This window comes from Mesohalobacter halotolerans (assembly GCF_006120725.1).
Lineage (GTDB): Bacteria > Bacteroidota > Bacteroidia > Flavobacteriales > Flavobacteriaceae > Psychroflexus > Psychroflexus halotolerans.
In genome coordinates this window covers 339,784-365,126 of record NZ_SWMU01000001.1, presented here as the reverse complement: position 1 = coordinate 365,126, position 25,343 = coordinate 339,784, and the positions used below count along the sequence as shown (strand labels likewise).

At 35.2% G+C, this 25,343-nt stretch carries 25 protein-coding genes; 19 read left to right on the top strand and 6 right to left on the bottom strand.

All coding sequences use genetic code 11. The features are described 5' to 3' along the window. Positions 1–693 precede the first annotated feature (693 nt). A complete protein-coding gene (gene rnr, locus FCN74_RS01705) occupies positions 694–2,871 on the top strand; it encodes a ribonuclease R (RefSeq protein ID WP_138930862.1) in 2,178 nt (725 codons plus the stop codon). Positions 2,872–2,884: 13 nt separating this feature from the next. Here rnr and FCN74_RS01700 read toward each other — a convergent pair whose 3' ends face one another. Continuing rightward, positions 2,885–3,079 (bottom strand): helix-turn-helix transcriptional regulator, encoded by a 195-nt coding sequence (locus FCN74_RS01700; protein ID WP_138930861.1) that lies wholly within the window; start codon positions 3,077–3,079, stop codon positions 2,885–2,887. Further along, positions 3,076–3,465, bottom strand: a complete 390-nt coding sequence (locus FCN74_RS01695; protein ID WP_246062531.1) for a hypothetical protein — start codon at positions 3,463–3,465, stop codon at positions 3,076–3,078. The genes FCN74_RS01700 and FCN74_RS01695 overlap by 4 nt, the downstream gene beginning before the upstream one ends. 146 nt (positions 3,466–3,611) lie before the next feature. On the opposite strand from FCN74_RS01695, the gene FCN74_RS01690 reads away from it, so the two are divergent. Continuing rightward, complete coding sequence (locus FCN74_RS01690; protein ID WP_138930859.1) at positions 3,612–4,262, top strand: lipocalin family protein; 651 nt, start codon at positions 3,612–3,614, stop codon at positions 4,260–4,262. A gap of 330 nt (positions 4,263–4,592) precedes the next feature. Beyond that, positions 4,593–5,132 (top strand): DUF2306 domain-containing protein, encoded by a 540-nt coding sequence (locus tag FCN74_RS01685; protein WP_138930858.1) that lies wholly within the window; start codon positions 4,593–4,595, stop codon positions 5,130–5,132. A gap of 163 nt (positions 5,133–5,295) precedes the next feature. Here FCN74_RS01685 and FCN74_RS01680 read toward each other — a convergent pair whose 3' ends face one another. Together FCN74_RS01680 and FCN74_RS01675 are read right to left on the bottom strand one after the other, a co-directional pair. Then, positions 5,296–5,769, bottom strand: a complete 474-nt coding sequence (locus tag FCN74_RS01680; protein ID WP_138930857.1) for a CBS domain-containing protein — start codon at positions 5,767–5,769, stop codon at positions 5,296–5,298. Positions 5,770–5,881: 112 nt separating this feature from the next. Beyond that, the gene (locus tag FCN74_RS01675; protein ID WP_138930856.1) at positions 5,882–6,853 is read right to left on the bottom strand and encodes a sugar phosphate isomerase/epimerase family protein; all 972 of its coding nucleotides are present in this window, start codon (positions 6,851–6,853) and stop codon (positions 5,882–5,884) included. 139 nt (positions 6,854–6,992) lie between these two features. Here FCN74_RS01675 and FCN74_RS01670 point away from each other — a divergent pair, with 139 nt between their 5' ends. The 4 genes from FCN74_RS01670 to FCN74_RS01655 all read left to right on the top strand — a co-directional run bounded on the left by FCN74_RS01670 (position 6,993) and on the right by FCN74_RS01655 (position 12,828). After that, positions 6,993–8,717, top strand: a complete 1,725-nt coding sequence (locus tag FCN74_RS01670) for a GMC oxidoreductase (RefSeq protein ID WP_138930855.1) — start codon at positions 6,993–6,995, stop codon at positions 8,715–8,717. An 11-nt stretch (positions 8,718–8,728) separates the two neighbouring features. Further along, positions 8,729–9,355 carry a gluconate 2-dehydrogenase subunit 3 family protein gene (locus FCN74_RS01665; RefSeq protein WP_138930854.1) on the top strand — a complete coding sequence of 209 codons (627 nt, stop codon included), beginning with the start codon at positions 8,729–8,731 and terminating at the stop codon, positions 9,353–9,355. 30 nt (positions 9,356–9,385) lie between these two features. Further along, a complete protein-coding gene (locus FCN74_RS01660; RefSeq protein WP_138930853.1) occupies positions 9,386–10,543 on the top strand; it encodes a serine hydrolase domain-containing protein in 1,158 nt (385 codons plus the stop codon). 122 nt (positions 10,544–10,665) lie between these two features. Further along, positions 10,666–12,828 (top strand): M12 family metallo-peptidase, encoded by a 2,163-nt coding sequence (locus FCN74_RS01655; protein WP_138930852.1) that lies wholly within the window; start codon positions 10,666–10,668, stop codon positions 12,826–12,828. Between the two features lie 77 nt (positions 12,829–12,905). On the opposite strand, the gene FCN74_RS01650 is transcribed toward FCN74_RS01655, so the two are convergent. Then, positions 12,906–13,127, bottom strand: coding sequence for a hypothetical protein (locus FCN74_RS01650; protein ID WP_138930851.1), 222 nt, complete (start codon positions 13,125–13,127; stop codon positions 12,906–12,908). A 165-nt stretch (positions 13,128–13,292) separates the two neighbouring features. On the opposite strand from FCN74_RS01650, the gene FCN74_RS01645 reads away from it, so the two are divergent. The 11 genes from FCN74_RS01645 (at position 13,293) to FCN74_RS01595 (ending at position 23,639) form a co-directional block, all read left to right on the top strand. Continuing rightward, positions 13,293–13,991: a MotA/TolQ/ExbB proton channel family protein gene (locus tag FCN74_RS01645; RefSeq protein ID WP_138931393.1), complete on the top strand. Its 699-nt coding sequence runs from the start codon at positions 13,293–13,295 to the stop codon at positions 13,989–13,991. A 1-nt stretch (position 13,992) separates the two neighbouring features. Beyond that, positions 13,993–14,385 (top strand): ExbD/TolR family protein, encoded by a 393-nt coding sequence (locus tag FCN74_RS01640; RefSeq protein WP_138930850.1) that lies wholly within the window; start codon positions 13,993–13,995, stop codon positions 14,383–14,385. Positions 14,386–14,485: 100 nt separating this feature from the next. After that, complete coding sequence (locus tag FCN74_RS01635; protein ID WP_138930849.1) at positions 14,486–15,379, top strand: energy transducer TonB; 894 nt, start codon at positions 14,486–14,488, stop codon at positions 15,377–15,379. A 28-nt stretch (positions 15,380–15,407) separates the two neighbouring features. Beyond that, positions 15,408–16,124 (top strand): SGNH/GDSL hydrolase family protein, encoded by a 717-nt coding sequence (locus FCN74_RS01630; protein WP_138930848.1) that lies wholly within the window; start codon positions 15,408–15,410, stop codon positions 16,122–16,124. 17 nt (positions 16,125–16,141) lie between these two features. Continuing rightward, complete coding sequence (locus FCN74_RS01625) at positions 16,142–17,368, top strand: bifunctional folylpolyglutamate synthase/dihydrofolate synthase (RefSeq protein ID WP_138930847.1); 1,227 nt, start codon at positions 16,142–16,144, stop codon at positions 17,366–17,368. After that, positions 17,368–18,267 carry a site-specific tyrosine recombinase XerD gene (xerD, locus tag FCN74_RS01620; RefSeq protein WP_138930846.1) on the top strand — a complete coding sequence of 300 codons (900 nt, stop codon included), beginning with the start codon at positions 17,368–17,370 and terminating at the stop codon, positions 18,265–18,267. The genes FCN74_RS01625 and xerD overlap by 1 nt, the downstream gene beginning before the upstream one ends. Before the next feature lie 45 nt (positions 18,268–18,312). Then, positions 18,313–18,555 carry a GlsB/YeaQ/YmgE family stress response membrane protein gene (locus FCN74_RS01615; protein WP_138930845.1) on the top strand — a complete coding sequence of 81 codons (243 nt, stop codon included), beginning with the start codon at positions 18,313–18,315 and terminating at the stop codon, positions 18,553–18,555. 70 nt (positions 18,556–18,625) lie between these two features. Further along, on the top strand, positions 18,626–19,414 hold the full coding sequence (locus FCN74_RS01610; protein ID WP_246062530.1) for a patatin-like phospholipase family protein: 789 nt from the start codon (positions 18,626–18,628) through the stop codon (positions 19,412–19,414). Between the two features lie 240 nt (positions 19,415–19,654). Beyond that, complete coding sequence (locus FCN74_RS01605; RefSeq protein WP_138930844.1) at positions 19,655–21,262, top strand: family 16 glycosylhydrolase; 1,608 nt, start codon at positions 19,655–19,657, stop codon at positions 21,260–21,262. 74 nt (positions 21,263–21,336) lie between these two features. Next, positions 21,337–22,287 carry an aldo/keto reductase gene (locus FCN74_RS01600; RefSeq protein WP_138930843.1) on the top strand — a complete coding sequence of 317 codons (951 nt, stop codon included), beginning with the start codon at positions 21,337–21,339 and terminating at the stop codon, positions 22,285–22,287. A 209-nt stretch (positions 22,288–22,496) separates the two neighbouring features. Next, positions 22,497–23,639, top strand: a complete 1,143-nt coding sequence (locus tag FCN74_RS01595; protein WP_138930842.1) for an acyl-CoA dehydrogenase family protein — start codon at positions 22,497–22,499, stop codon at positions 23,637–23,639. A gap of 61 nt (positions 23,640–23,700) precedes the next feature. On the opposite strand, the gene FCN74_RS01590 is transcribed toward FCN74_RS01595, so the two are convergent. Continuing rightward, the gene (locus FCN74_RS01590) at positions 23,701–24,180 is read right to left on the bottom strand and encodes a TspO/MBR family protein (protein WP_138930841.1); all 480 of its coding nucleotides are present in this window, start codon (positions 24,178–24,180) and stop codon (positions 23,701–23,703) included. A gap of 92 nt (positions 24,181–24,272) precedes the next feature. Here FCN74_RS01590 and mvaD point away from each other — a divergent pair, with 92 nt between their 5' ends. Further along, positions 24,273–25,343, top strand: coding sequence for a diphosphomevalonate decarboxylase (gene mvaD / locus FCN74_RS01585; protein ID WP_138930840.1), 1,071 nt, complete (start codon positions 24,273–24,275; stop codon positions 25,341–25,343).

The window sequence follows — 25,343 nt, the reverse complement described above, 5'->3', positions numbered from 1 at the left end:
TGTTGATAAAGTTGCATCATATTTTAAAAACTTTAAAATCAAATTAAACACCTTAAAGTTATAGCAATTATCAACACACCATAATAAGCATCATTTAGTTTTTAAAATTTTTAAATAAAATACATAATATGGTATATAGTGTTGATAACTTCAAATTAATTTCAATGGGGAATCTGAGGTGTAAAAATCTTCTAAAATTTGTTTAGCTTCTTTTTGATCTTTTTAGTGGACCATCAATAATATACCATTATTTCCAATAGCATTGATAGGCAGAATACTCGCGAAGTGTTCATTTTTAAAATAATATAGGATTTCAGCTTTGTCCAGTAATAACTTTAATACCGCATACTCATAAGTGTAAGTAAAACGAGCTAAAACAACGTAATTTTCCAATGTTAGATTGCATTTAAAGCGATTGCTCAATCATAAAGCTCAGATATATCCAAGTAGCTATCACTCCAACAATAAAGATAGAAATAAATAACAAGACTATTTTGAGGGATTTGGACATAATAATAACTTAGTTTACAAAATTAACATTTTTTTAAGGATTTAACAAATATGAGTGGGTTTTCTGTTTTATTAAATCGTTAATAAAATGACCAATCATGTTTAGCTCTTAACAAATTATTACACACCTATTTAAGTTTCCTAAATTTATATAACGTAAATTTGGCCGATTTTAATATTTATATGCGAAAACAAAAACACCACAAAAGCAACAAATCTTCGGAAAAATTCTCTCATCAAATCCTTAATATTTTTAGAAAACAACCTACCAAAGGATTTAAATTTCCACAAATTGCTGAAAAACTTAATGCCAACGACACCAAAACGCGAAATAGAATTATAAGGACTTTAGGTGAACTGACGGCTAAAAAAAAATTAGTGCAAACCCAGTCGGGGCAATTTCAGTTTAATGATACTTCAAATCTGTTTGAAGGCGAAGTCGATATGACCAATCGTGGTGATGCTTACATTAAAGTTGATGATTTAGAGACTGATATTTACGTGCCAGCCAAAAAACTTAACACGGCTTTTCACAAAGATAAAGTTGAAGTTTATGTGGTTAACCTTAAACCACATGGTAGAAAGTCTGAAGGTGAAGTCACTAAAATTATTGAACGCTATAAAAGTAAATTTGTTGGTAAAATAGAAATCAACGAACGTTTTGCTTTTGTGATTGTTCAAGACCCTAAAATGTATACTGATATTTTTATTGATAAATCAGACTACAATAATGCAAAAAATGGCGAATTAGTTGTCGTAGAAATGACCAAATGGCAAGACAACAAAGATTCACCAAATGGTAAAGTTCTGGAAGTTTTAGGAACACCAGGTGACCACAACACCGAAATGCACGCCATTCTCGCACAATACGATTTACCTGAAGCTTTTCCTGAGGAAGTCAGTAATTTTGCTAATCAACTCAAAACAGATATTACGCAAAAAGATATAAAATCGCGTCGAGATATGCGAGAGGTTTTAACCTTTACAATCGATCCAGCAACAGCTAAAGATTTTGACGATGCTTTAAGTTTTAGACCATTAAAAAATGGAAATTTTGAAGTCGGTATTCACATTGCGGATGTATCACATTATTTACAGCCTGATACTATTCTTGATGAAGAAGCTTATAATCGCGCAACATCTATTTATCTCGTTGACCGAGTGGTGCCCATGTTACCAGAAATTTTATCAAATGATGCGTGTTCCCTAAGACCAAATGAAGACAAGCTCACATTTTCTGCAGTTTTTGAATTAGGTGATAACGGTCAGGTGATTCAACAATGGTTTGGACGAACCGTGACCCATTCTAACCAAAGATTAGCTTACGAAGAAGCTCAATATATTTTAGATGCAAAAGATACTAAAGTTGATCAATCTGTGTCTCTAACAGGAAAATCATACCACGTTTCTGACGATTTAAAAGAAGCGATTTTAACATTAAACACTTTAGCCAAACAGTTGAGACATAAAAGGTTTCAAAAAGGCGCAATTTCATTTGACAAAGTAGAAGTTAATTTTAACCTATCCGAAGACAATGAACCTGAAGGCGTTTACTTTAAAACTTCAAAAGCAGCCAACAAACTCATTGAAGAGTTTATGCTTTTAGCCAACAAAAAAGTTTCTGAATTTATAGGAAAACAGAAGCCAACCAAAACTTTTGTGTATCGTTGCCACGACGAACCTAGCGAGGATCGATTGGAAGCCTTAGATAAAATAATAAGTCAGTTTGGGTATAAATTAAACTATAAAACTCCAAAATCCTTAAGCCAATCTATCAATAAACTTTTAAAAGATGTCGAAGGTAAAAATGAGCAAAATTTGGTGGATACTCTAGCTATTCGAAGCATGAGTAAAGCCTATTATTCCACTCAAAATATTGGGCATTACGGTTTAGCTTTTCCATATTATTCGCATTTTACATCGCCTATTCGCCGCTATCCCGATGTGATGGTGCATCGTTTATTACAACATTACCTCGACGGAAAATCCAGTCAAAGTGAAGCTCTTTATGAAGACAAATGTAAGCATTGTAGTGCTATGGAAAATTTATCGACCAATGCTGAGCGCGATTCCATTAAATTTATGCAGGTTAAGTTTATGCAAAAACACGAAGGTGAAATTTTTACAGGCGTAATTTCTGGCGTTACAGACTTTGGAATTTTTGTAGAACTTATTGAGAACAAGTGTGAAGGTATGATTCGTCTCAAAGAAATTCCCGGTGATTACTATATATTTGACCCCGAAACCTATGAAGTTGTTGGTAAAAAAACCGGGCAAAGCTACCGTCTTGGTGATGAAATAGACGTTCAAGTCAAAAAAGCCGATTTAATCAAACGCAATTTGGATTTTGAGATGGTTTAAATAACCTAAATAATTAGTCTTCATAAATAAACAACGTCTCAATATCCTCTTTAAACAACCGACTTAATTTCATCGCTAAAACTAAACTCGGGTCAAATTTGCCTTTTTCAATAGCATTTATCGTTTGCCTTGAAACTTCAACTGCTTGGGCTAAATCTTGTTGCGTCATGTCGTGTTCTGCACGCAGCACTTTCAGTTTGTTTTTCATAAATATCGGCTTCTATTGATGAATAAAGTAATTAAATAAGTGATTCCTATAAATCCAACTAAAAACCCAATTTCGGCATCAAAAGTAATTAGGTTGGTTTGATCTAGGAGGGAAAAACTTAAGCCTACAACTACCGCTAAACCTAAAGTAATAGCCAAAGACTCCAGATGTATTTTTCGTTGTAACTCATCCATAATATTAAAGTATTTTCGATTAGCTATAATCATCATGACTCCGTTAGCTAAGTTAGTTAATATGGCTAAAACCGTTAAGAGTTGATGGTCATCCCAGATAAACCGAGGACCAAAGGTGGCGATAGCTAGAGTAGCCACCCAACTCCACGTCCAAACGGCTAATTTGATGGTTTGTTGTTTTTGTGTTGTCATGATAAAAGTCATTAAAGTTATACATTATGTAAATAAAACTTTACAAATATAAAATAATTAATTAATGTCAAGCAAACTTTACATGAAAATATTTTTTTATTAGAGTTTCTTTTTTTTATTAACTTGCCAAAAATCTTAAAGAAGGCATGAAAACTTATTTTAAATTAACCGGTATAATCGTATTTAGTATTTTTTGTTTAACAAGCTGTGACGATGAGCCATTGTCTGATGATTTTGAACTCAACAACCCCAGTACTCCTGGAGGCATAGACGTACCTAGCGAAAGCATCCTAGGCACATGGGAGGTTTCTGATCAAAACATAGATATAACCCAGAATTTATTTATAGAGTTTCAAGGAGAAAGTGTAAATGAAGTTCAGACTTTAAATATGAATCAGGAATCAGGTGATATAACAATTACATTTACTGATGATGGTCAATTTACTTCTTCTGGTACAGCGACTTTAGTTATAACTGGAGAACAAAGTGGAACCAGTATCCCAGAAATGACAGAGACCGGTGTAAACAACTTTGCCTCTGGTACATGGTCTGTTTCAGGCGGTGTCCTTACTTTAGTATCTGATCAAGGTGAGGAAAATTATACTATAGTTTCCTTTAATAGCCCAAATATGGAACTCTTTACAGATGAAGAATTACCTAGTTTTAGCACTATTTTAGAGTCTGGAGGTGTTCCTGATATAACTGATTTATTGACGGGTTTTGAAGACTTCCCAGATTTCAGTTTTGACATTGAACAAGATTTTCAAGCCGAGTTGAGTTTATCTAAAGTAGAATAGTTATTACATCACTTTATTCTCTGCTTTATTAAATAGCTATCCGATAAGCTTAAACTAAAATAGGATAATATACTCTAATTCTTTACTATAAAACTTTATCTAAACTAGTAAAGCAAATTTTTATCTGTTCTTATTCTACTAAGGAATATCAAGAATAGAAATATACTTCAAATATATCGCTGTATTAATTCTAAAAAGAAGTAGTGTACAGTAAACAACATTTTCAATTGAAACTTCTGTTTCTTCTATTCAACTCAAAATACTGACAATTCAGAAATGTTGACAAGATTTAATTTGAAATGAAGACATTAATTTGTCTAAAATTAAATTATGAACTTAGTCAGTATTTTAATAATAATTCACGCTTCACTTGGTGGAATAGGTTTGACTGCCGGTATTATTAGCATGGCGAGCAAAAAAGGTCAAAAGCTGCATAAAACTGCTGGTAAAATTTTTGTATATGCTATGTTGGCAAGTGCAATGATTTCTATCCCAGTATGTTTTATGCCCGGGCATGAAAATATGTTTTTATTTGCCATTGCAGTGTTCACAATGTATTTGGTTTTAAGCGGTCAAAGAGCTCTTCTTTTCAAATTAAATAACCTCAACAATATTAAAATTTGGAAAGACTGGTTAATCAGTAGTGTGATGTCTTTGTTTGGTTTGGCCTTAATAATTGAAGGAGGTTTTAAACTATTATATCCCAACGGGCCATCGATCTTATTTTTCTTTTTTGGGTGTTTAAGCGTATTTTTATCGATTCAGGATTTTAGATTTTTTTTCAAAGCAGCAAGCCAGCCACGGAGTATATTGGAAGACATATCGGACAGATGTCTGGCGCATTTACAGCCTCTTTTACCGCATTTTTAACCACGGGCTTACAACTAAAACACTGGTTAGTTTGGGTGTTACCAACAGTGTTTGTTACATTTTGGATTGCATATTGGACAAGAAAATATACAAAGCCTAAACAAAAGAAAATCTAAGAGTTTACCTGGATTTTAAAAAATGATAAATCTAGATTACTAAAAGATTAAACCCCATACTTCCAACTACTTCCCTTAAGATATAATGCGGTTCTAAGAATATCATTTTGACTTACAATTCCTATTATTTTATCATTTTCTACCACAGGAAAGCGTCGTCTTTTTGAGACCAAAAATCGATTTGCCGCATCAAATAAATTGATTTCAGGCGACATGGTATCGACCTCTTTTGACATGTATTTTTCAATGCTAGTATCTTCCATAGGCATATTGTAGTAACGGCTTTCAGAGATTTGTTTGATACAATCACCTTCTGAAATTACACCTATGACATGTTTGTGTTTATCGACAACGGGTCCACCTGATATGCGATGTTTTATCAGTTTTTCTACAACTTCTATTACGCTTTGATCTTTGGTGAATAACACCATATTTTTAGACATACAGTCTTTTACCGTTATTTTTTCTGCTTTTTTATTCGCCTTACCGACGTGATTACCTTGAAAACTTTTTATCCCCATAACATTTTAATTTGATAATAAAGTAACAAAAAAATTATGAAATATTAAATTATATACCTAAAAAAATTTAATAAACTTAAAAATATCAACTTTATATCGATAACTTTAGACGTTATTTTAAAGCCTTTGCAGATCTTAATAATAGCGATTTTGTCGCATCAATTCCCTTTTTCTCTGGCAAGCGGTCACCTTCGTACTCAACTCCAATATAGCCTGTATAACCTGAATTTTTAACTAACTTTACGATTTTGCCAAAATCTAAAGTCGTTTCTTGTCCATTGGCATCAAAATCATAAGATTTTGCACTAACGGCTTTTGCCTTTGTAAGTAAAAGTTCTATCCCTTGATACTTATCTGGATATTCCTCAATACATTCACCCCACGTAGAGCCATCTTTTCTTTTGGTGCACCAATTGCCAAAATCAGGCAACGTACCGCAATTATCCATATCTACCATATCTATAGCTTCTATAAGTAATGGAGCATCAGACGAAAGCCAACCGTGATTTTCGCATAAAACATTGATGTTTTGCTTGGCTGCGTAGTCAGATAATTTTTTTAGCCCATCTACAACAGAGGGTAACCAAAGTTTAGGATCATTAGTTCCAAAAGTATTTACCCTAATTGAATGACAGCCCAGCACTTTAGCAGCATCTATCCATTTTTTATGGTTTTCAACAGCTTTGTTTCTTTCAGTCTCGTCGGGGCTGGCTAAATCTCCTTCTCCATCTACCATAATCAATACGTTTTGCATATTGTGTTTTTTGCTCAGTACATTTAGAGAATCTATTACAGTATCAAATCCTAAGCGATCAATCTGTTCACTGTAGAGATGATTGACATATTCTAAACCCTCAAACCCCATATCTCTAGAAATTTTAGCAAACTTAAAAGGACTTACACTGTCCTCTAAAAACGTGCGATGCAAAGACCATTGTGCTAAAGAGAGTTTAAAAAATGGGTCAACAGTTTTGTTTACATCTTGAGACTTTTGGACTTCTTTTGAAGTGTTTTTAGGGTCTTTACAACTTATGACAAAAACTAATAAACAGAATAAGCCTATTGAAAAATGCGATAGTTTCATATTAATATAGTTTAAAGTAGATCCTCAAAAATGCTAAAAATAATTATCAATTTGAAAAAACCTTGGTTCTTAATGGTAAAATAAATCTCAAAAGTCTATTTTTATTGCCTTATATTCAAAAATATTGAATTAGGACTTTATGAATAGAATGGAAATTGACGCCTCAAATCAACAATATGACGCTATTGTTGTCGGAACAGGAATTTCAGGTGGATGGGCCGCAAAAGAATTATGTGAGAATGGTTTAAAAACTTTAGTGTTAGAACGCGGAAGAAACATAGAGCATGTCAAAGATTATAAAACAGCTCATATGGATCCATGGGATTTTCCAACGGGTATTGAAGCTACAAGAAAAACCAAACAACGAAAATATAAGCAACACCGAACAGGCTATACAACCCGTGAGCCTTACCAACACTTTTTTGTAGATGACATCAAACACCCTTACAACGAAAAAAGAAGATTTGACTGGATTAGGGGTTATCATGTTGGTGGACGTTCACTAACTTGGGGACGACAGAGCTACCGTTTAAGTGATATTGACTTTGAAGCGAATAAAAAAGACGGGATAGGAGTAGATTGGCCAGTACGCTATAAAGATATCGAACCTTGGTATGACAAAGTAGAACAATTTATCGGGGTGAGCGGCGAAAATTTAGGTTTAAAACAGCTACCAGACCAAAAATTGCTTAAACCAATGAATTTAAACTGTGTAGAAAATCACCTTAAAGAAAAAATGAATAAAAACTTTGATGACGGAAGGACCTTAACTATTGGTCGAGTTGCCCATATCACTGAGGGTAAAAAACCCGGCGCTGGACGAACTACTTGTCAATATCGAGACCGGTGCATGAGAGGCTGTCCGTATGGCGCTTATTTTAGCAGTAACTCTTCGACATTACCTACAGCTGCATCAACCGGTAATATGACCTTAAGACCACACGCTATAGTTTACGAAATTATTTACGATGAAAAAACCCAACAAGCCACTGGAGTAAAAATTATAGACGCAAAGACAAAACAGAAAAAAGAATATAAAGCCAAAGTGATTTTCTTATGTGCCTCTGCTATGGCAACTAATGCCATTTTGCTGCAATCAAAATCTAGACGATTTCCAAACGGCTTAGGAAACGATAATGACCAACTTGGGCGAAACCTGATGGATCATCATTTTTGGGTTGGTGCAACAGCCATAGCCGATGGTTTTGAAAATAAATATTACAAAGGTCGCCGAGCTAATGGTGTATATATTCCTAGGTTTAGAAATCTTGGTGGCCGCACCAATACCAAACAATTTATTCGTGGGTATGGCTATCAAGGTGGAGCAACACGAACGAGTATATCAGATATGGTTGCCGAACTTAAATATGGTCCTCAATTGAAAGAAGCCATTTTAAAACCCGGCCAATGGAAAGTAGATTTACTTGGTTTTGGGGAAACGCTCCCAAATAGAAATAATAGAATGTATTTGAATTATGACAAAAGAGATAATTGGGGCTTACCAACCATAACTTTTGACGCAGATTTTGGTGAAAATGAATTAGCCATGAGAAAGGATATGAAACAGCAAGCTGAAAATATGCTTAAGGCTGCAGGCTTTAAAGAGGTTAAGGGCTACGACATGAAAGATAAAAGAGCGATGGGGTTGGGTATCCACGAAATGGGTGGTGCTAGAATGGGCTATGATCCTAAAACATCTATTGTAAACCAGTACAATCAGGTACACACATGCAAAAACGTATACGTTACAGATGGCGCTTTTATGACCTCGTCAGGCTGTCAAAACCCTTCACTAACTTATATGGCTTTTACCGCAAGAGCCGCTAATCACGCGGCCAAACAACTTAAAACTAAACAAAGCTAAAGACGAAAATTATGAAGCGAAGAGCAGCTTTAAAACGACTAGGCTTAACTTCTGCAGCTATTGTGGCTACACCTACATTGCTCAGCTTACTCAATAGTTGCACTACAGAACAGCACTTGTGGAAACCTCAATTTTTGAGTCACGAGGGCGGAATAGCACTTCAAAAAATGGCAGATGTTTTTCTACCTAAAACCGAACTGCCCTCTGCATCAGCGTTAAATATTCCTGAATTTTTAGACAAATACCTTAATGATGTATTTTTAAAAGAAGAACAGGTTCTTTTTAAAGCTGCCTACGATAATACGCTTGATAAACTTAAAACCCAATCTCAAAAAGAAGTTGATGACCTTGAAGAGAAAGACATTGAAAACTTCTTAGATGAACATTTAAAAGTTAATGGAGAAATTGATATCGAAAGGCAAAATAACATTAGCTATCAAGGCTTGACAACATCAGAGTGCCTTAACGCTATAAAGTATATGTGTATAGATGCATACATTACAAATAAAAACATAGGCGAAAATGTACTAGCCTATGACCCAGTGCCAGGTATTTATTATTGCGATGACTTAGATAAATTAACAAAAGGTAAAAGGTGGTCGCTAGGAAATGATACCGTTAAAAGAAAACCTATATAACTTTGCCTCAAATTAAATTTGCATAACATTTTGAAATCTTTTATCAAAACACTTAAGTGGATTTTAGTTACAACCTTAGTTTTAGTTGTAGGCCTCTATATTTTAGGCTATGGCTATATTTTTAAAGGAATTCAAGTGGTTTACTTAACCGGTCATACCACAGCTTTTATCGATGATTACTCATATTTTGATAACCGTACTATTGAGAACTCAAACCCGCAACCCTGGGAGTTGTCGGAGGGTTACAACTCTGTATCTGCAACACAGAAGCTTCAGAAGACAAACCAAAAATTTGGAACAGTTGCATTTTTAATTATTCAAGATGGAAAATTATGGTATGAAAACTATGCAGAGAACTATAGTAAAACATCAAAAACTAATTCGTTTTCAATGGCTAAAAGTTTTACAGTTAGTCTTTTATTTAAAGCCATTCAAGACGGGTATATTAAAAACCTAGAACAACCCATCACTGATTTTTTCCCAGAATTTAATGGTGAATTTGCTGCAAAATGTACCGTCGGCGACTTAGCGTCGATGTCTAGTGGGCTCAATTGGGACGAGCAGTATTACAGCCCGTTTTCTATGACAGCAAAATCGTATTATGATACTAATGTTCGTACTTTAATAACAAGTTTAGCCATTAAAGATAAACCTGGGCAGTCGTTTACTTATTTAAGTGGAAACACTCAACTCCTAGGTATGATTATTGAAAAAGCAACTCAAAAATCACTTTCAGCATATTTAAGTGAGAGTTTTTGGCGTCCTCTTGGTATGAATGACTTCGGGTTATGGCAACTGGACGGGGTTGAAAGTGGAATAGAGAAAAGCTACTGTTGCATCGCTACAAATGCCAGAAATTTTGCAAAACTAGGTCAACTATACCTCCAAAACGGGCAATGGAACGGTCAACAAATCATAAAAGAAAATTTTATAAAGAAAGCTATCAACCCTAGGTTTAAAGACCACCCTCATTATGGTTATGGATTTTGGTTAAGTAATTATAAGCAAAAACAGATTTTTGTGATGCGTGGAATTTTAGGTCAATACGTAATAGGTATACCCGAGGATGACATACTCATTGTAAGGTTAGGCCACCAAAGAAGTCCCAAAAAAATCAATCATTTTCCAAAAGACTTTTACATATATGTAGATGAAGCTTATAATATGCTAGCCAAAAAGAATAAATAATTTAAAACAAAATGTTAATATACTTAGTCACCTATAAATAAATATTGCTGAAACTAAGATTTATTAAGGTAAAATGACTTAATTTTCTAACCAAAACAACCCCAATCTCTTAAATATTTATCATGAAAAACTCTTTTTACGTCTTTGTTCTGATCGTTTTTAATTTAACTTTTATGTTTAGTCAAGGCTTCCAATCTCATGAAGAAGCTACTCAATTTGCGACTCAAGAAGTTAAAAGCTTTCAAAATTACGCTTTATTTTCCTCCAGCAATCAACCCGTACCAGAAACTTTAAGAGACATAGCAACAGATGCTAGCTTTTTGGAAGTAGATAATGCTGTTTTAGCACAAATCCAGCAAGACAAGCCCCAATTTATTCAATTTCAGCTTCAGCACGGATCGGAGACTTTCACCGTTAAGATGCAACGTCAAGAGATTCTCACAGAAGACTTTATCGTGAGAAATGAAAATGACGAGATTTTAGATTATAATCCCGGGCTTTATTATAGAGGAATAGTTAATGAGGACAGAAGTAGCTTGGTTGTATTTAATTTGTTTTCTGAGAGTGTAAATGGTGTGATTTCTCAACCTAATTCAGGTAATAGAATCATAGGTCAACTCCAAGAATCACAAAATTACGTGATTTATACAGACAGTGAAATGACTGTAAAACAAAATTTCATTTGTGAAGTAGATGAATTAGCGCAAGAGACTAGCCTTCCACAACAAGGTAATATTTCAAGCTTTTCAAATGTTTCCACAAATTGCGTTCGCGTGTTTTACGAATTAACAAATGATGTCTATTCTGCCAATTCATCTTCAGTTAGTGATACCACCAACTGGATTACTTCAGTACATAACATCGTAGCAACCCTGTATAGCGACTCTAACATAACAACGGCCTTAAGTGATGTGCTAATTTGGCAACAAAACGACCCTTACTCTGGAAATAATGGTAATAAACTATCATTTTTTAGAGACAATCGTATTGCTTTTAATGGCGACTTAGCTCACCTTATTGATTTTCCAGCTACAGGAGGTGTAGCTTATCTCAATAGCTTATGTCAAAGTTCTCGCTATGCTTTTTCAGGAGCGTCCGTCTCTTTTCAACAATTGCCAACCTATTCTTGGTCAGTTAATGTCATTGCACATGAAATGGGGCACTCTCTTGGCTCACCACATACGCATGCTTGTTTTTGGAACAATAACAATACTGCCATCGATGCTTGTGGTCCTGATAATGGTTATTCAGAAGGGTGTGACAATGGTCCTATCCCAAGCAATGGAGGAACAGTTATGAGCTATTGTCATTTAGATTCTACCGGAGTAAACCTTGCTTTAGGTTTTCACCCACAAGTAGGCTCTTATATGAGTACAAATATAGATACCAAGTCTTGTTTGGGTACAGATTGTATAAATTCGTGTATGCAGACTATAGCTGGTGTAAGTGTTACACAAACAGATCTCAACTCTTTTACTGTTAATATTGACGATGTAATTTCAAACTCATGGGATTATAGAATTTTTGAACAAGACGCATCATTTCCAGGCGGTTTTACAACTACAAATACAAACTCCATTGTCTTTAACAATGTGCAACCCAACACCTATTATGTTATTCAGGTTGGAAATAATTGTTCAAATGGTAACATTGGAAGCTCTTTCGTATTAAATTACCTCTCAGACGACGACTGGTGTTCTAGTCAAACCTTTACAGACACAGGTGGCTTAAATGAAGACTACGGCAATAATGAATTGATTATTAAAACCTTTTACCCAAACCTTCCTGGTCATGCTATTGCACTAGATATTAACGCTTTAAATCTTGAGTCAGGGTTTGATTTTATGACGATTTATGATGGTGAGTCTACCAATGACTTAGCTTTTGCCGGTGGCCTTGAATTAACAGGATCTAATCCAACAACAACATTTTTTCAAGCCACAAATTCTGCAGGTGCAATCACTGTTGAGTTCACTTCAGACTTTACTATCAACACAACAGGATGGGATATCACGGTATCTTGTGTGTCATTATCAACAAATGAATTTTCTAAAAATGAAGTTTCTGTTTATCCAAATCCAGTCGATAATCTATTAAACATTTCTTCAAAAACGGCTTTAAGCCAGCTCATCATTTATGATATTAAGGGTAAAATTGTTTCTAAAAAGTCACTCAATCAAGAGTTGGATACCAAAATGGACTTAGGGTCTTTAGGTTCAGGAGTATATTTTATAAAATTAATAAGTGAAAATTCATCCATCGTTAAACGAGTCATTAAACGCTAAATACCTATGGTCTAAGAGCTATCATTTAATGCTAAATTTTAGTTTAAATAGTGATAAATGAATTGAAATTAAATCATTTAGCTTCGGTCAATAGGGTGATCTTCGTACCAATCTTTAAATTCTTTCTCAGTCTTGTAGTTGTCTTTTAAAACATGGTAGACCGCAAAGACTAAAAGAATTTGACCTAGCGTTGTAAGACTAAATATCCAGGCATATTGAAAATTTAATGCTGCCATTATGCTGAGCATTACGAGCATAATAGTTGTAATGATAAGTAATAATATTCCCTTAGATTTCATTTTTTGTTTTAAAATTAAAGATAAAGGTTAAACAAAAAAAACTATTCATAAAAGTTTAAGATAATAACAAGAGCTAAATAATTTTTATTAATCTATATGCATGTTAATCGTAAAAATGTAATTTAGTCCAAAATTTTTCGTTAAGACATAAAACTATATCCAATGATGTTTATAAACCTGTTACAAGAGGTTACTGATCAGGCTGATCCGGTTGCTGAAGTTTCTGAAGAAAAATCCATATCCCTACTCGAATTGTTGTTTAGTGGCGGTTTAGGAGGAACCATCATTATTATTATACTCGCTGTCCTTTTGTTTGCTGGAATATATATATATTTTGAACGTCTATTTGCCATAAAAGCCGCTTCAAAAACCGATAAAAACTTTATGTCTCAAATTAAAGATAATGTGAGTAGCGGAAACATAGAAGCCGCCAAAGTGCGTTGTGCTCAAGAAAATTCGCCAGTGGCGCGATTAACAGCTAAGGGCATTTCCAGAATTGGCAATCCGCTTGAAGATATTAATACGGCCATAGAAAATGCTGGTCGACTCGAAGTTTACAAACTTGAGAAAAATGTGAGTATTCTTGCTACTGTTGCTGGAGCTGCTCCCATGATTGGGTTTCTCGGAACAGTTATCGGTATGGTTTTGGCATTTCACGAATTAGCGACCAGTAGCGGACAAGCTGAAATGGGCTTGCTCGCTGAAGGTATTTATACAGCTATGACAACGACAGTTGCCGGTCTTGTCGTCGGTATTATTGCGTATATAGGCTATAATCATTTAGTAGTAAAAACCGATAAAGTGGTTCACCAAATGGAAGCAACCGCAGTTGATTTCTTAGATTTACTAAACGAACCGACTTGATATGAACTTAAGAGGACGAAACAAAGTTAGCGCTAGCTTTAGCATGTCGTCAATGACCGACATTGTCTTTTTATTGCTCATCTTTTTCATGCTGACGTCACCTGTGATTACACCAGAAGCTTTAGACCTAATTTTACCAAAAGCTAAAGGTAAAACCACCAATAAACATAACATTTCGGTAAGCATAAATAAAGAATTAGAGATCTTTATCAATAAAGATAAAGTTAGCGAAAGTGGTTTGGAACAAAATTTGATTAATCGTTTAAAAGATGTAGAAAACCCAACGATTATATTGAGAGCTGAAGAAGGCGTACCTGTTGAAAAAGCCGTCAAAGTAATGGATATTGCGAACAGAAACCGATTTAAAGTAGTCTTGGCAGTTAAACCTAACTAAATTGAGCGATGTCATAGTAGGCTGAGCGAAGTCTAAGCCTAATACCGTGCTCTTTAACCAAAAGTAGTGAGTTAATTAACTAAAAATTGTAAGCAAATAAATGCCAATTTTAGAAACCAAATACGAAAAAAAATCTTTAATTGTTACATCAATATTGTACGTGTTGCTGATTTTGTTGTTGCTCTTATTAGGTTTAAAATACTTTGACCCACCAAAAGAAAAAGGTATTTTAGTCAATTTTGGCACCACCGAAATGGGTCAGGGCAACACTCAACCAACCCAACCTCTTAAAACCGCTCCGGAACAAAACATTCCTGAACCAACACCTCAACCTCAAACACAACCCATAAGCTCTGAGGTTAAAGAAGAAGTCGCCACACAAGAAACAGAGGACGCACCTGTGATTAAAGAAGAAGAAGATAAAAAAGAAATAGAGCCCGAAAAAGACGAACCTGAAAAGGAGAAGCCGCAAGAAGAAAAACCTGAGAAAGAAACAAAACCAATCGAAAAAGAAACTGAGGAAATCCCCGAAAAAAAACCTGATCCCAAACCTGATAAAGAAGTAACAGACGCCATGGATAATCTCTTAAACGGCCCTGAAAATGATGGACAAGCTGAAAATAGCGAAGGCAATGATCAAACCGCTGGTGATAAAGGCGGTCCCGATGGCGACCCCAATGCCAAATCTTACTACGGCACAGGAAAAGGTGTAGATGGCGATGGTAATTATAGGCTTGGTGGACGAGAAGCTGTAACTAAAACCAAATATACGCAGGAGTGTAATGAGTCTGGCACCGTCGTCGTAAAAATTGAAGTTGATCAAAATGGCAATGTCATCAAAGCCACACCAGGTGTAAAAGGCACAGATAATAGCGATCCCTGCTTATTACGGCCAGCTCAACGTGCGGCATTAGATACTAAGTTTAACAAAGACAGTAACGCGCCTTCAAAACAAATTGGATACATTACTTATGTCTTTAAGCTTTCCGATTAAATCTTTTAAAGGGATACAATAGTTGTCAATGAATAACAAAGTATTAATATTTTTAGTTTTTATTTGTGCTTTAGGTGCTTGTTCTTCCGATGAGCAATCCATAACCCATTCTGAATCTGAGGATAAGTCTGAAATATTGACAAAATCCATAAAGTATTTGGCACTAGGCGATTCATACACTATTGGTGAAGGTGTTCAAGACTCAAAGCGCTGGCCAAATCAACTTGTCGAAGAATTTGAGTCAAACGATTTGTCTGTCGATAAGTTGGATATCATTGCCAAAACAGGCTGGCGAACCAGTGACCTTATTAATGCTATTGAAACTAACAACCCAAAAGACTTTAATCTGATATCTCTACAAATAGGTGTCAATAACCAGTTTAGTAACCAAGATTTTGAAACTTTTGTCGAAGAATTTGATTTATTAATTCAAAAATCGACTCAAATATCAGGACAAAATAACCGTGTGTTTGTAGTCTCAATACCAGATTATGGGGTCACACCTTTTGGCAATTCATGGGGAAACCCAGAACAAATTGCTTCAGAAATTGATATGTATAATAATCACATAAGCCAAAAGTGTTCTGAAGTTGGCATAGCATTCATTAATATAACCGATATTTCAAGATCACTTGGTGATTCTGAAGGCGCTTTAGCACCAGACAATTTACATCCTAGTGGTTTTCAATATGGATTATGGGTCGAAAAGATTTTACCGGTGGTCTTAGAAATGATTTCAGAATAAAATACTTGTAAAGTAAAATGACTTACACAGAAACCCTAAACTGGCTGTTTGCTCAACTACCCATGTATCAACGTGAAGGTCAAGCAGCTTATCGCAAAGACTTACACAATATAAAATTACTTTCAAATCATTTAAACCACCCTGAACAACACTTTAAAAGCATTCACATTGGTGGCACCAACGGCAAAGGCTCTTGTAGCCATATGCTGGCATCTATTTTACAAGAGTCTGGCTACAAAGTTGGGCTTTACACCTCACCACATTTAAAAGACTTTAGAGAGCGGATTCGTATTAATGGGCAAATGATTTCAAAAGAAAGCGTTGTGGACTTCATCAACCAACATCAAGTTTTTTTTGAACAAAACAATTTGTCCTTTTTTGAAATGACTGTAGGTTTAGCGTTTCAATATTTTGCAGAACAAAACGTTGATATTGCCATTGTTGAAGTCGGTATGGGTGGCCGATTGGATGCAACAAATATTATCAATCCAGAACTGTCTGTCATTACCAATATTGGTTTAGACCATACTAAATTTTTAGGCGATACGCTTTCAAAAATTGCGCGAGAAAAAGCTGGGATCATTAAACCAAAAACACCTGTTGTCATAGGCGAAAAGCATCCTGAAACTGAACCTGTTTTTAGACAAGTGGCACAAGACAACTCTTCTAAAATATACTTTGCCGAAGATGAAAATTTTGAATTTTTTGAAACGGACTTAAATGGTTTATATCAACGCAAAAACCAACAAACCGTTTTACAAGCTGTTGAAATTTTAAAAACTAAAAATTGGAAAATTTCTAATAAAGCCATTACTACAGGTTTATCTCAAGTGGTAAAAAACACTGGATTTCAGGGGCGTTGGCAAATTTTAAGTCAACATCCACTTTGCATAGCAGACACGGCACATAATCTGGAAGGCATAAAATACGTCGTCAAGCAGCTTCAAACGTTAAGTTATAAAAACCTTCACATGGTTATGGGTTTTGTAAATGATAAAGATGTCAAAAGCCTCTTAAAACTATTACCACAAGAGGCTAAATACTATTTTTCTGCCCCAAACATTCCAAGGGCCAAATCGGTTGAGGATTTAAAACTAGAACTTGAACACTTGTCTATTAAAAAACAATTTTTCTGGTCATTAAAAGAAGCCTTTGAAGTGGCAAAATCTCAAGCACAACCTAAAGATGTTATATTTGTAGGAGGAAGCATATTTACGGTGGCAGAACTTTTACCTGAGGAATAATGACCTGGCAACACGCTTTAGACGATTTTAAAATGTATTTGACCATAGAATGTGGCTTGACCGAAAATTCTGTGCTCAACTATGAGTTTGATATCAAAAAACTGATGCGGTACCTCAAGGAATTTGATATTGAATCTCCACCAGAAAGTATTACAGAAGATGAACTCAAAGATTTTATCTACACCATGTCTAAAGTTATCAACGCTAGAAGTCAAGCCCGTTTGATTTCTGGATTGAAGCGTTTTTTTGACTATTTAATATTTGAAAACTTGCGCTCAGATAACCCTATGGCGCTGATAGAATCACCTAAAATTGGTCAAAAATTGCCCGAAGTGCTCAGCACCGCAGAAATTGATAAACTCATCAGCAGTATAGACTTAACCCATCCGCAAGGCGAACGCAATCGCGCAATTATAGAAACCCTTTATGCTTGTGGTTTGCGCGTCAGTGAGCTAACTAACCTAAAACTATCTGACTTATTTTTTGACGAAGGGTTTATCAAAGTTCACGGCAAAGGACAAAAAGACCGTTTTGTGCCGATTAATTCTAGAGCTATTAAATACATCAATTTATACAAAGACGAGGTACGTCTTCATCAAGAACCAAAACCTGGCGAAACAGATATTTTATTTCTTAATCGGCGCGGTAAACGTTTAACCAGAGCTATGATATTTACCATCATTAAACAGTTGGCAAAAAGCATAAACCTTCAAAAAACTGTAAGCCCGCACACGTTTAGACATTCTTTTGCGACACATTTACTTGAAAACGGTGCAGATTTAAGAGCCATTCAACAGATGCTCGGGCACGAAAGTATCATTACAACAGAAATTTACACTCACCTGGACAAAACTCACTTAAAAAATGTCATTGATAATTATCACCCCATGGCGAAATAGAAATAATTTAATTATATTACTAAACAAATCTTAAAATATTTAACGATGTCTTTTTTGTATTTTATTTTAATTGGAGCGGTATCTGGCTGGATAGCTGGAAAAATTTGGAAAGGCGCCGGTTTTGGTCTTCTCGGCAATATTATTGTAGGAATTATCGGTGGTTTCCTCGGTGGCTGGGTAGCCGGCCTCGTAGGAATAAGTTGGAACGGCTTGCTTGGTGAAATTCTGATTTCAGTTGGTGGGGCATGGCTGTTATTGGTCATAGTCAGTGCTATCAAAGGCAAATAAGAGCATTTTACCTCTAAGCCATTTCTAAGTTGGTAAATTAAAAATTTCTTAACTTAGGGAAAATTTATTTATGCCTAAAGTAAAAATTCTCAGTATTGATGGTGGCGGAATAAGAGGTATTCTTGCTGGGGTCGTTTTGACACGTCTTGAAGAAAAACTTCAAATTCTTAGCAAGGATAAAGATGTAAAACTGGCTGACTTTTTTGATTTATTTGCTGGAACCAGTACTGGTGGAATATTAACTTTGTCTTACCTTATAGCTGATGAAAATCAAAGACCGCTTTTGAGTGCGCAAGAAGCTGTAGACCTCTATTTAAAAAAAGGTGGCGAAATATTTGATGTAAGTCTGTGGCAAAAAATAAAAAGTGGTGGCGGTATTCTAGATGAAAAATACGATGAAAAAAGTCTAGAGGCTTCACTTGAAGCTACGTTTAAAGACCTTACTTTAAAAGACCTTATAAAACCCTGTATCATATCTTCTTATGATGTATGGAATGGCAAGCCTCACTTTTTTAAGCAGCATAAGTCTGAAAACAAAATTTATAATTATAAAATTAAAGATGTTGCAAGAGCAACCTCAGCGGCCCCAACGTATTTTGAAGCAGCACAAATAGAAAATGAAATAGGAACATCATTTACACTAGTTGACGGTGGTACTTTTGCAAACAACCCGAGTATGGTTGCTTATTCTGAGGCAAGAGCTATGACTTTTGACAACAAAGTTAAAGATTGGGGCCAAATACAATGGGTGAAACCGGTTATTGAAATCATGATGTCAGGCAATTCAGAAGCGACACATTATCATTTAGCTCAGATATTTGATACCCTGAAGCCAATACGACAAAAATTGTTATCATAGATTAGAACCAGAAATAAAATCTGCTGATTCTCAAATGGACAATGCTTCACTTAAAAATTTAAAGAAATTAAACGAAGATGCTTTAAACTATATCCATCAAAAAGAAATTGACGAGGAGCTTGAACTCATAGCTAAAAAACTAATTGATTACTAAACCTACTTTAAATAATTTATAGTTAAATAATTATAAAACAATACAATAGATTTATTTTAAATCTTCGATTTTGCTTAAGTTTAAATATGAGAAAAATTGTACTCCTTGCCTTTAGCCTCGCATCTTATATGCTTATTAATGCCCAAACTGATATTTCAGAAGATTTTGAAAGCCCAACACCTAATTTAGCTTGGTTTGCTGATGATAGTTTTATAGATACACACCAAGCCAATCCACTACAAAACTCTAACAATAATTCCAACTTTGTGCTGATTTATCAAGACATCGGTGGTTTATTTGCTAATATAGGATTTGACTACAGCCCAACATTTGACCTTTCTGGCACCCATGAATTTAGTCTATTAATTTATGTGCCTTCTTCTAGCATAACAGGCAATTCACCAAACCAAATCTCTTTAAAACTTCAAAATGGAAATTTGGCAGCACCTTGGTCTACCCAAACTGAAATTATAAAACCCATAGTATTAGACCAATGGCAAACAATTACATTCGATTTTAATACTGATAACTTTATCAACTTAGATCCTAACTCACCACCACCAAGCCAGAGAATAAATTTGAATCGACTTTTACTACAGGTCAATGGTGAAGATAATAATGACCCTGTAACAGCATATATAGATGACTTTTCATTTACCTCAGATGCTGGTTCAGGCAATGGTGACGAGCCCATCTTTGATGAGCTAGTTTGGCAAGATGAATTCAATTATTCCGGACCTGTAGATGACTCTAAATGGTTTCACCAAACCCAACTCCCTCAAGGAAACTCTTGGTTTAATGGAGAAATTCAGCACTACACCGATAGAATTGACAATGCAGAAGTCAGTAATGGGACTCTAAAAATTATTGCAAAAGCTGAAACCTTTACAGACCAAGGTGTAACCAAAAATTATACCTCTGCCCGCCTAAATTCAAAATTTGCATTTACGTATGGAAAAGTAGAAATACGTGCAAAATTACCAACAGGTGTTGGGACTTGGCCTGCGCTTTGGACACTTGGACAAAACATAGATGAAGATGGTGGTTATTGGAATAATCAAGGATTTGGTACGACATCATGGCCTGCCTGTGGAGAACTTGATATTATGGAACATTGGGGTGATAATCAAGATTATATTTCCAGTGCTATTCACTCACCATCAAGTTTTGGGGCCACTGTCAACACAGGTGGTCAAAATGTAAGTGGCGCCTCCAATCAGTTTCACCTTTACACTATGAAGTGGACAGAAGATTTTGTAAGATTTTCCGTAGATGGGGCGCCCCATTATACTTATAATCCAGCCGTGAAAGATGATAATACTTGGCCGTTTGATTTGCCGCAATACATCTTATTTAATGTCGCCATTTTGCCAAATATCGAACCAAGTTTTACAGAAAGTAGTTTAGAGGTTGATTTTATAAGAATTTATCAGGAAGAAAGTTTAAATACAGACGATACTGAGGTAGCAAAGCCTGTGAAGATATATCCAAATCCAGCTGATAGTGTTTTACATGTAGAAAGCAAAAATCATATAATACAATATACCATTTACAATATATCAGGAAAGCTATTAATCAAAAACAAATTGAACCAATCAACAATTGATTTAAGTCAAATTCCTAAAGGAATTTACATCCTAAAATTGAGAGATCAAAATCAAAAGCTCTTGACTCAAAAGTTCATTAAAGAATAATTTACGACTCATACCAAAAATTGGTTTTAATTACATATTAATTCATTCCTTAAAATGCTAAATTTCAAAAATATATGAAAGTACTTAAATTTAATAATGGAGATCAACTAGACGCCATAGGATTAGGCACTTGGAAATCTCAACCCGTTAAAGTTGAGGACGCGGTATTATCTGCTTTAAAAAGCGGTTATAAACACATAGATTGTGCTGCCGTATATGGCAATGAAGCTGAAATAGGAAAGGCGTTCCAAAAGGCGATTAATCAAAAGGTGATTTCAAGAGAAAACCTATGGGTAACTTCAAAACTGTGGAATACTGCCCACAAAGCAGAAGATGTTATACCCGCACTTAAACAAACTTTAGACGATTTGCAATTAGATTATTTAGACTTATATCTTATCCATTGGCCAGTGGCGTTCAGACCAGATTTACATGGTTTTCCAGAAAGTGACGATGACTTTCTTTCTTTACAGGAAGTTCCTGTAATTGAAACATGGCAAGCGATGCAAGAAGCCAAAAAGCAGGGCCTTGTGAAGCATCTTGGCGTCTCAAACTTTAGCGTGACCAAGCTTAAAGATTTAATGGGCAAAACAGATAACCCACCGGAGATGAATCAAGTGGAATTGCATCCTTTTTTACACCAAGAAAACTTATTAGAATTCTGCCACTCTAACAATATTCATTTGACGGCTTATTCGCCACTCGGAAGTGGTGACCGTTCAACAGAAATGAAAGCTGAAGATGAACCTTCTCTATTAGAAAATGCTGTTGTAAAAGCTATTGCAAAGCAACATGATGTCACTCCAGCTCAAATTTTGATAGCATTTCACTTACATCGGCATACAGCAGTTATCCCAAAATCTACAAACCCTAAAAGAATTCAAGAAAATATAAATAGTGCAAAAGTTAATTTAACTGATGAAGATATGCAGCAAATCAAATCACTTGATAAGCACTACCGCTATGTTAACGGCAAGTTTTTTGAAACCACAGATGGGAAATACTCTAATATCTTTGATGAGTAAAAGCAATTTTAAACATAGTTGACCATTTTTAAAATATAGTCTGGTAATTTTTTCTTGGTTTATTTAGGTATACAGGTGACCAAATGTATTATTCAAAAAGCATCTCCATTTTAATTACACAAGTCTCAAAAAAGCTTAAATAAATTGCCAAACATTTAAAGATAGCATATATTTGCATATAATTTTTGATGATTTTTTAAAACAAGATTATGAACTTTAAGCTTACCGAAGAACATGAAATGATAAGCCAAGCGGCAAGAGATTTTGCCAAAAATGAACTTCTACCTGGTGTTATTGAGCGTGACAACAAACAAGAGTTTCCAAATGAGCAAATTAAAAAATTAGGCGAACTTGGGTTTATGGGAATGATGGCTTCTCCAGAATACGGAGGCGGCGGTATGGATACTATTTCCTACGTAATTGCTATGGAAGAGTTATCTAAAGTTGATGCTTCTGCTTCGGTTGTCGTATCAGTTAATAACTCTTTGGTGTGCTGGGGCATAGACACTCATGGTACAACATCTCAAAAAGAAAAATACCTTTCAAAACTGACTACTGGTGAAGCCTTAGGTGCATTTTGTCTGAGTGAGCCAGAAGCTGGAAGTGACGCTACTTCACAAAAAACAACTGCCATCGATAAAGGCGACCATTATATCCTCAACGGAACCAAAAACTGGATAACAAATGGCGGAAGTGCAGATTATTACATCGTAATTGCACAAACAGATAGAGAGAAAAAGCATAGAGGAATTAATGCTTTTATAGTAGAAAAAGGCTGGGATGGTTTTGAAGTTGGACCAAAAGAAGACAAAATGGGTATTAGAGGTAGTGATACGCATTCGTTAAACTTCAACGACGTGAAGGTTCCTAAAGAAAACCGTATAGGAGAAGACGGGTTTGGTTTTAAGTTTGCTATGAAAACTTTATCTGGAGGCCGAATAGGAATAGCCGCTCAAGCTCTTGGTATTGCTGCAGGTGCTTATGAGCTTTCAAAAGAATACTCTAAAACACGTAAAGCTTTCGGTACAGAAATCATGAACCATCAAGCTATCGCATTTAAGCTTGCTGATATGCATACACAAATAGAAGCTGCAAGACATTTGGTAATGAAAGCCGCATGGGATAAAGACCAAGGCGAAAACTATGACCTGTCAGGAGCAATGGCCAAGCTTTATGCTTCAAAAGTTGCTATGGATGTTTCTACAGAAGCTGTCCAAGTACATGGTGGAAACGGTTATGTAAAAGAATACCATGTAGAACGTATGATGAGAGATGCGAAAATTACTCAGATATACGAAGGAACTTCTGAAATTCAAAAAATAGTTATCTCTAGATCTATTCTCAACAAATAAATTGGTGTTTTTATACCAATAACAATTGATGATAGGTCGTCTTTTTGACCTTATAGAAAGATTAGCTATTCAAACGCCAAATTTCAAAATTAATGACTAGAGCATAGGCAACCCATAGTGCATAAGGGATCAACAAATAAGCGGCAAGATTATTTACAACTTTAAACCACTTAATGGTTAATAAAATTAAAATGAGTAAAGTAATGATTACAAGTAGTGCCCATAAAGGTTGCTCCAAATTAAAAAACACTAAAGACCAAAGAGCATTAAACAACAATTGAAACACAAAATGGTAAAGTGCAGTTTTTACCCAAATATGATGTAAGCCTCTGCTCCAAACAATACCAGCTGCAATTCCCATCAACACATAAAGAACTGTCCAAACTGGAGCAAAAACCGCATTGGGTGGTGTAAAAGAAGGTTTTTGAATTGTTTCGTACCAGCCACCAACACCAGTTTGTGTTGCAATGCTTGCCAAGAAGCCCACAGCCAAGCAAATGACGATGCTGATGATTATTTTAAGTAGAGTGTTAGTTTTCATAATGATGACTAAAGTAAACAAATATTTTAATTTTCACAAATTTTTAAGCATTGTCAACTAAATACATATTTTTGTAAAAACACACACAATTAATGGAATTTAAAGCGCTTCAGCCACAAACCATTATTAAGAACTTGAGCCTAGGCTATGCTGCACCTAGCAATATTGCACTGGTAAAATATTGGGGAAAATATCACAAACAAATTCCAGCCAATCCATCAGTGAGTTTTACGCTAAAAAATTGTAAAACAGAAACCTATATAGAAGCTCAAAAACTGTCAAAAGTTTCAAAGAATTTTGATGTTGAAGTTTATGTCGATGGTCAATTGAATCTTGATTTCAAACCAAAAATCCTTCAGTTTCTAGCAAGAATAGAGCCCTACTTTTTATTTTTAAAACACTATCATTTCAAGATAAAAACCCATAATACTTTTCCACACAGCAGTGGTATTGCTTCATCAGCAAGTGGCTTTGCAGCCTTAGCGTCTTGCTTGGTTAAGATAGAGCAAGATCTGGCTCAACAAAAGGCTAGCTTCAATACAGCAAAAGCCTCTTTTATTGCGAGACTAGGCTCTGGGAGCGCATCTCGAAGTATTTCTGGTCCCATGATGATTTGGGGAAAGCATTTAGGCCTAAGCCATAGTAGCGATGAGATCGCTATTTGCCATGAAAATATTGACGATGTCTTTAAAACTTATCAAGACGTTATTCTACTTGTAGATAAGGGTCAAAAAAAGGTCAGCAGTAGTATTGGTCACAATTTGATGAAAAATCATCCATTTGCACAACCGCGTTTTGAGCAAGCACAATCCAATTTGTCTAGTTTACTAGAGGTTTTAAAAAGCGGAAATCTTGAAAAGTTTATTAAAATTACAGAAAGTGAAGCGCTGACACTTCACGCCATGATGATGTGTAGCCAACCATATTTTATATTAATGAAGCCTCAAACTCTCAGCATAATAGAGCATATTTGGGAATTTCGCCAAAACACATCAATTCCAGTCAGTTTTACTTTAGATGCCGGAGCAAATGTACATTTACTATTTCCTAAATCTCACAAAATCAAAGTTTTAGAATTTATTAATAAAAACTTAATTGGCTATTGTCAAAATGAACAGTATATTTGTGACCAAGTTGGTGATGGTATAAGCCCATTATCGTAA

Bases quoted from the DNA above. Each gene is read 5' to 3' on its own strand.
- rnr (WP_138930862.1), top strand. From the start codon at position 694: ATGCGAAAACAAAAACACCACAAAAGCAACAAATCTTCGGAAAAATTC.
- FCN74_RS01700 (WP_138930861.1), bottom strand. From the start codon at position 3,079: ATGAAAAACAAACTGAAAGTGCTGCGTGCAGAACACGACATGACGCAA.
- FCN74_RS01695 (WP_246062531.1), bottom strand. From the start codon at position 3,465: ATGACAACACAAAAACAACAAACCATCAAATTAGCCGTTTGGACGTGG.
- FCN74_RS01690 (WP_138930859.1), top strand. From the start codon at position 3,612: ATGAAAACTTATTTTAAATTAACCGGTATAATCGTATTTAGTATTTTT.
- FCN74_RS01685 (WP_138930858.1), top strand. From the start codon at position 4,593: ATGAACTTAGTCAGTATTTTAATAATAATTCACGCTTCACTTGGTGGA.
- FCN74_RS01680 (WP_138930857.1), bottom strand. From the start codon at position 5,769: ATGGGGATAAAAAGTTTTCAAGGTAATCACGTCGGTAAGGCGAATAAA.
- FCN74_RS01675 (WP_138930856.1), bottom strand. From the start codon at position 6,853: ATGAAACTATCGCATTTTTCAATAGGCTTATTCTGTTTATTAGTTTTT.
- FCN74_RS01670 (WP_138930855.1), top strand. From the start codon at position 6,993: ATGAATAGAATGGAAATTGACGCCTCAAATCAACAATATGACGCTATT.
- FCN74_RS01665 (WP_138930854.1), top strand. From the start codon at position 8,729: ATGAAGCGAAGAGCAGCTTTAAAACGACTAGGCTTAACTTCTGCAGCT.
- FCN74_RS01655 (WP_138930852.1), top strand. From the start codon at position 10,666: ATGAAAAACTCTTTTTACGTCTTTGTTCTGATCGTTTTTAATTTAACT.
- FCN74_RS01650 (WP_138930851.1), bottom strand. From the start codon at position 13,127: ATGAAATCTAAGGGAATATTATTACTTATCATTACAACTATTATGCTC.
- FCN74_RS01645 (WP_138931393.1), top strand. From the start codon at position 13,293: ATGTTTATAAACCTGTTACAAGAGGTTACTGATCAGGCTGATCCGGTT.
- FCN74_RS01640 (WP_138930850.1), top strand. From the start codon at position 13,993: ATGAACTTAAGAGGACGAAACAAAGTTAGCGCTAGCTTTAGCATGTCG.
- FCN74_RS01635 (WP_138930849.1), top strand. From the start codon at position 14,486: ATGCCAATTTTAGAAACCAAATACGAAAAAAAATCTTTAATTGTTACA.
- FCN74_RS01630 (WP_138930848.1), top strand. From the start codon at position 15,408: ATGAATAACAAAGTATTAATATTTTTAGTTTTTATTTGTGCTTTAGGT.
- FCN74_RS01625 (WP_138930847.1), top strand. From the start codon at position 16,142: ATGACTTACACAGAAACCCTAAACTGGCTGTTTGCTCAACTACCCATG.
- xerD (WP_138930846.1), top strand. From the start codon at position 17,368: ATGACCTGGCAACACGCTTTAGACGATTTTAAAATGTATTTGACCATA.
- FCN74_RS01615 (WP_138930845.1), top strand. From the start codon at position 18,313: ATGTCTTTTTTGTATTTTATTTTAATTGGAGCGGTATCTGGCTGGATA.
- FCN74_RS01610 (WP_246062530.1), top strand. From the start codon at position 18,626: ATGCCTAAAGTAAAAATTCTCAGTATTGATGGTGGCGGAATAAGAGGT.
- FCN74_RS01605 (WP_138930844.1), top strand. From the start codon at position 19,655: ATGAGAAAAATTGTACTCCTTGCCTTTAGCCTCGCATCTTATATGCTT.
- FCN74_RS01600 (WP_138930843.1), top strand. From the start codon at position 21,337: ATGAAAGTACTTAAATTTAATAATGGAGATCAACTAGACGCCATAGGA.
- FCN74_RS01595 (WP_138930842.1), top strand. From the start codon at position 22,497: ATGAACTTTAAGCTTACCGAAGAACATGAAATGATAAGCCAAGCGGCA.
- FCN74_RS01590 (WP_138930841.1), bottom strand. From the start codon at position 24,180: ATGAAAACTAACACTCTACTTAAAATAATCATCAGCATCGTCATTTGC.
- mvaD (WP_138930840.1), top strand. From the start codon at position 24,273: ATGGAATTTAAAGCGCTTCAGCCACAAACCATTATTAAGAACTTGAGC.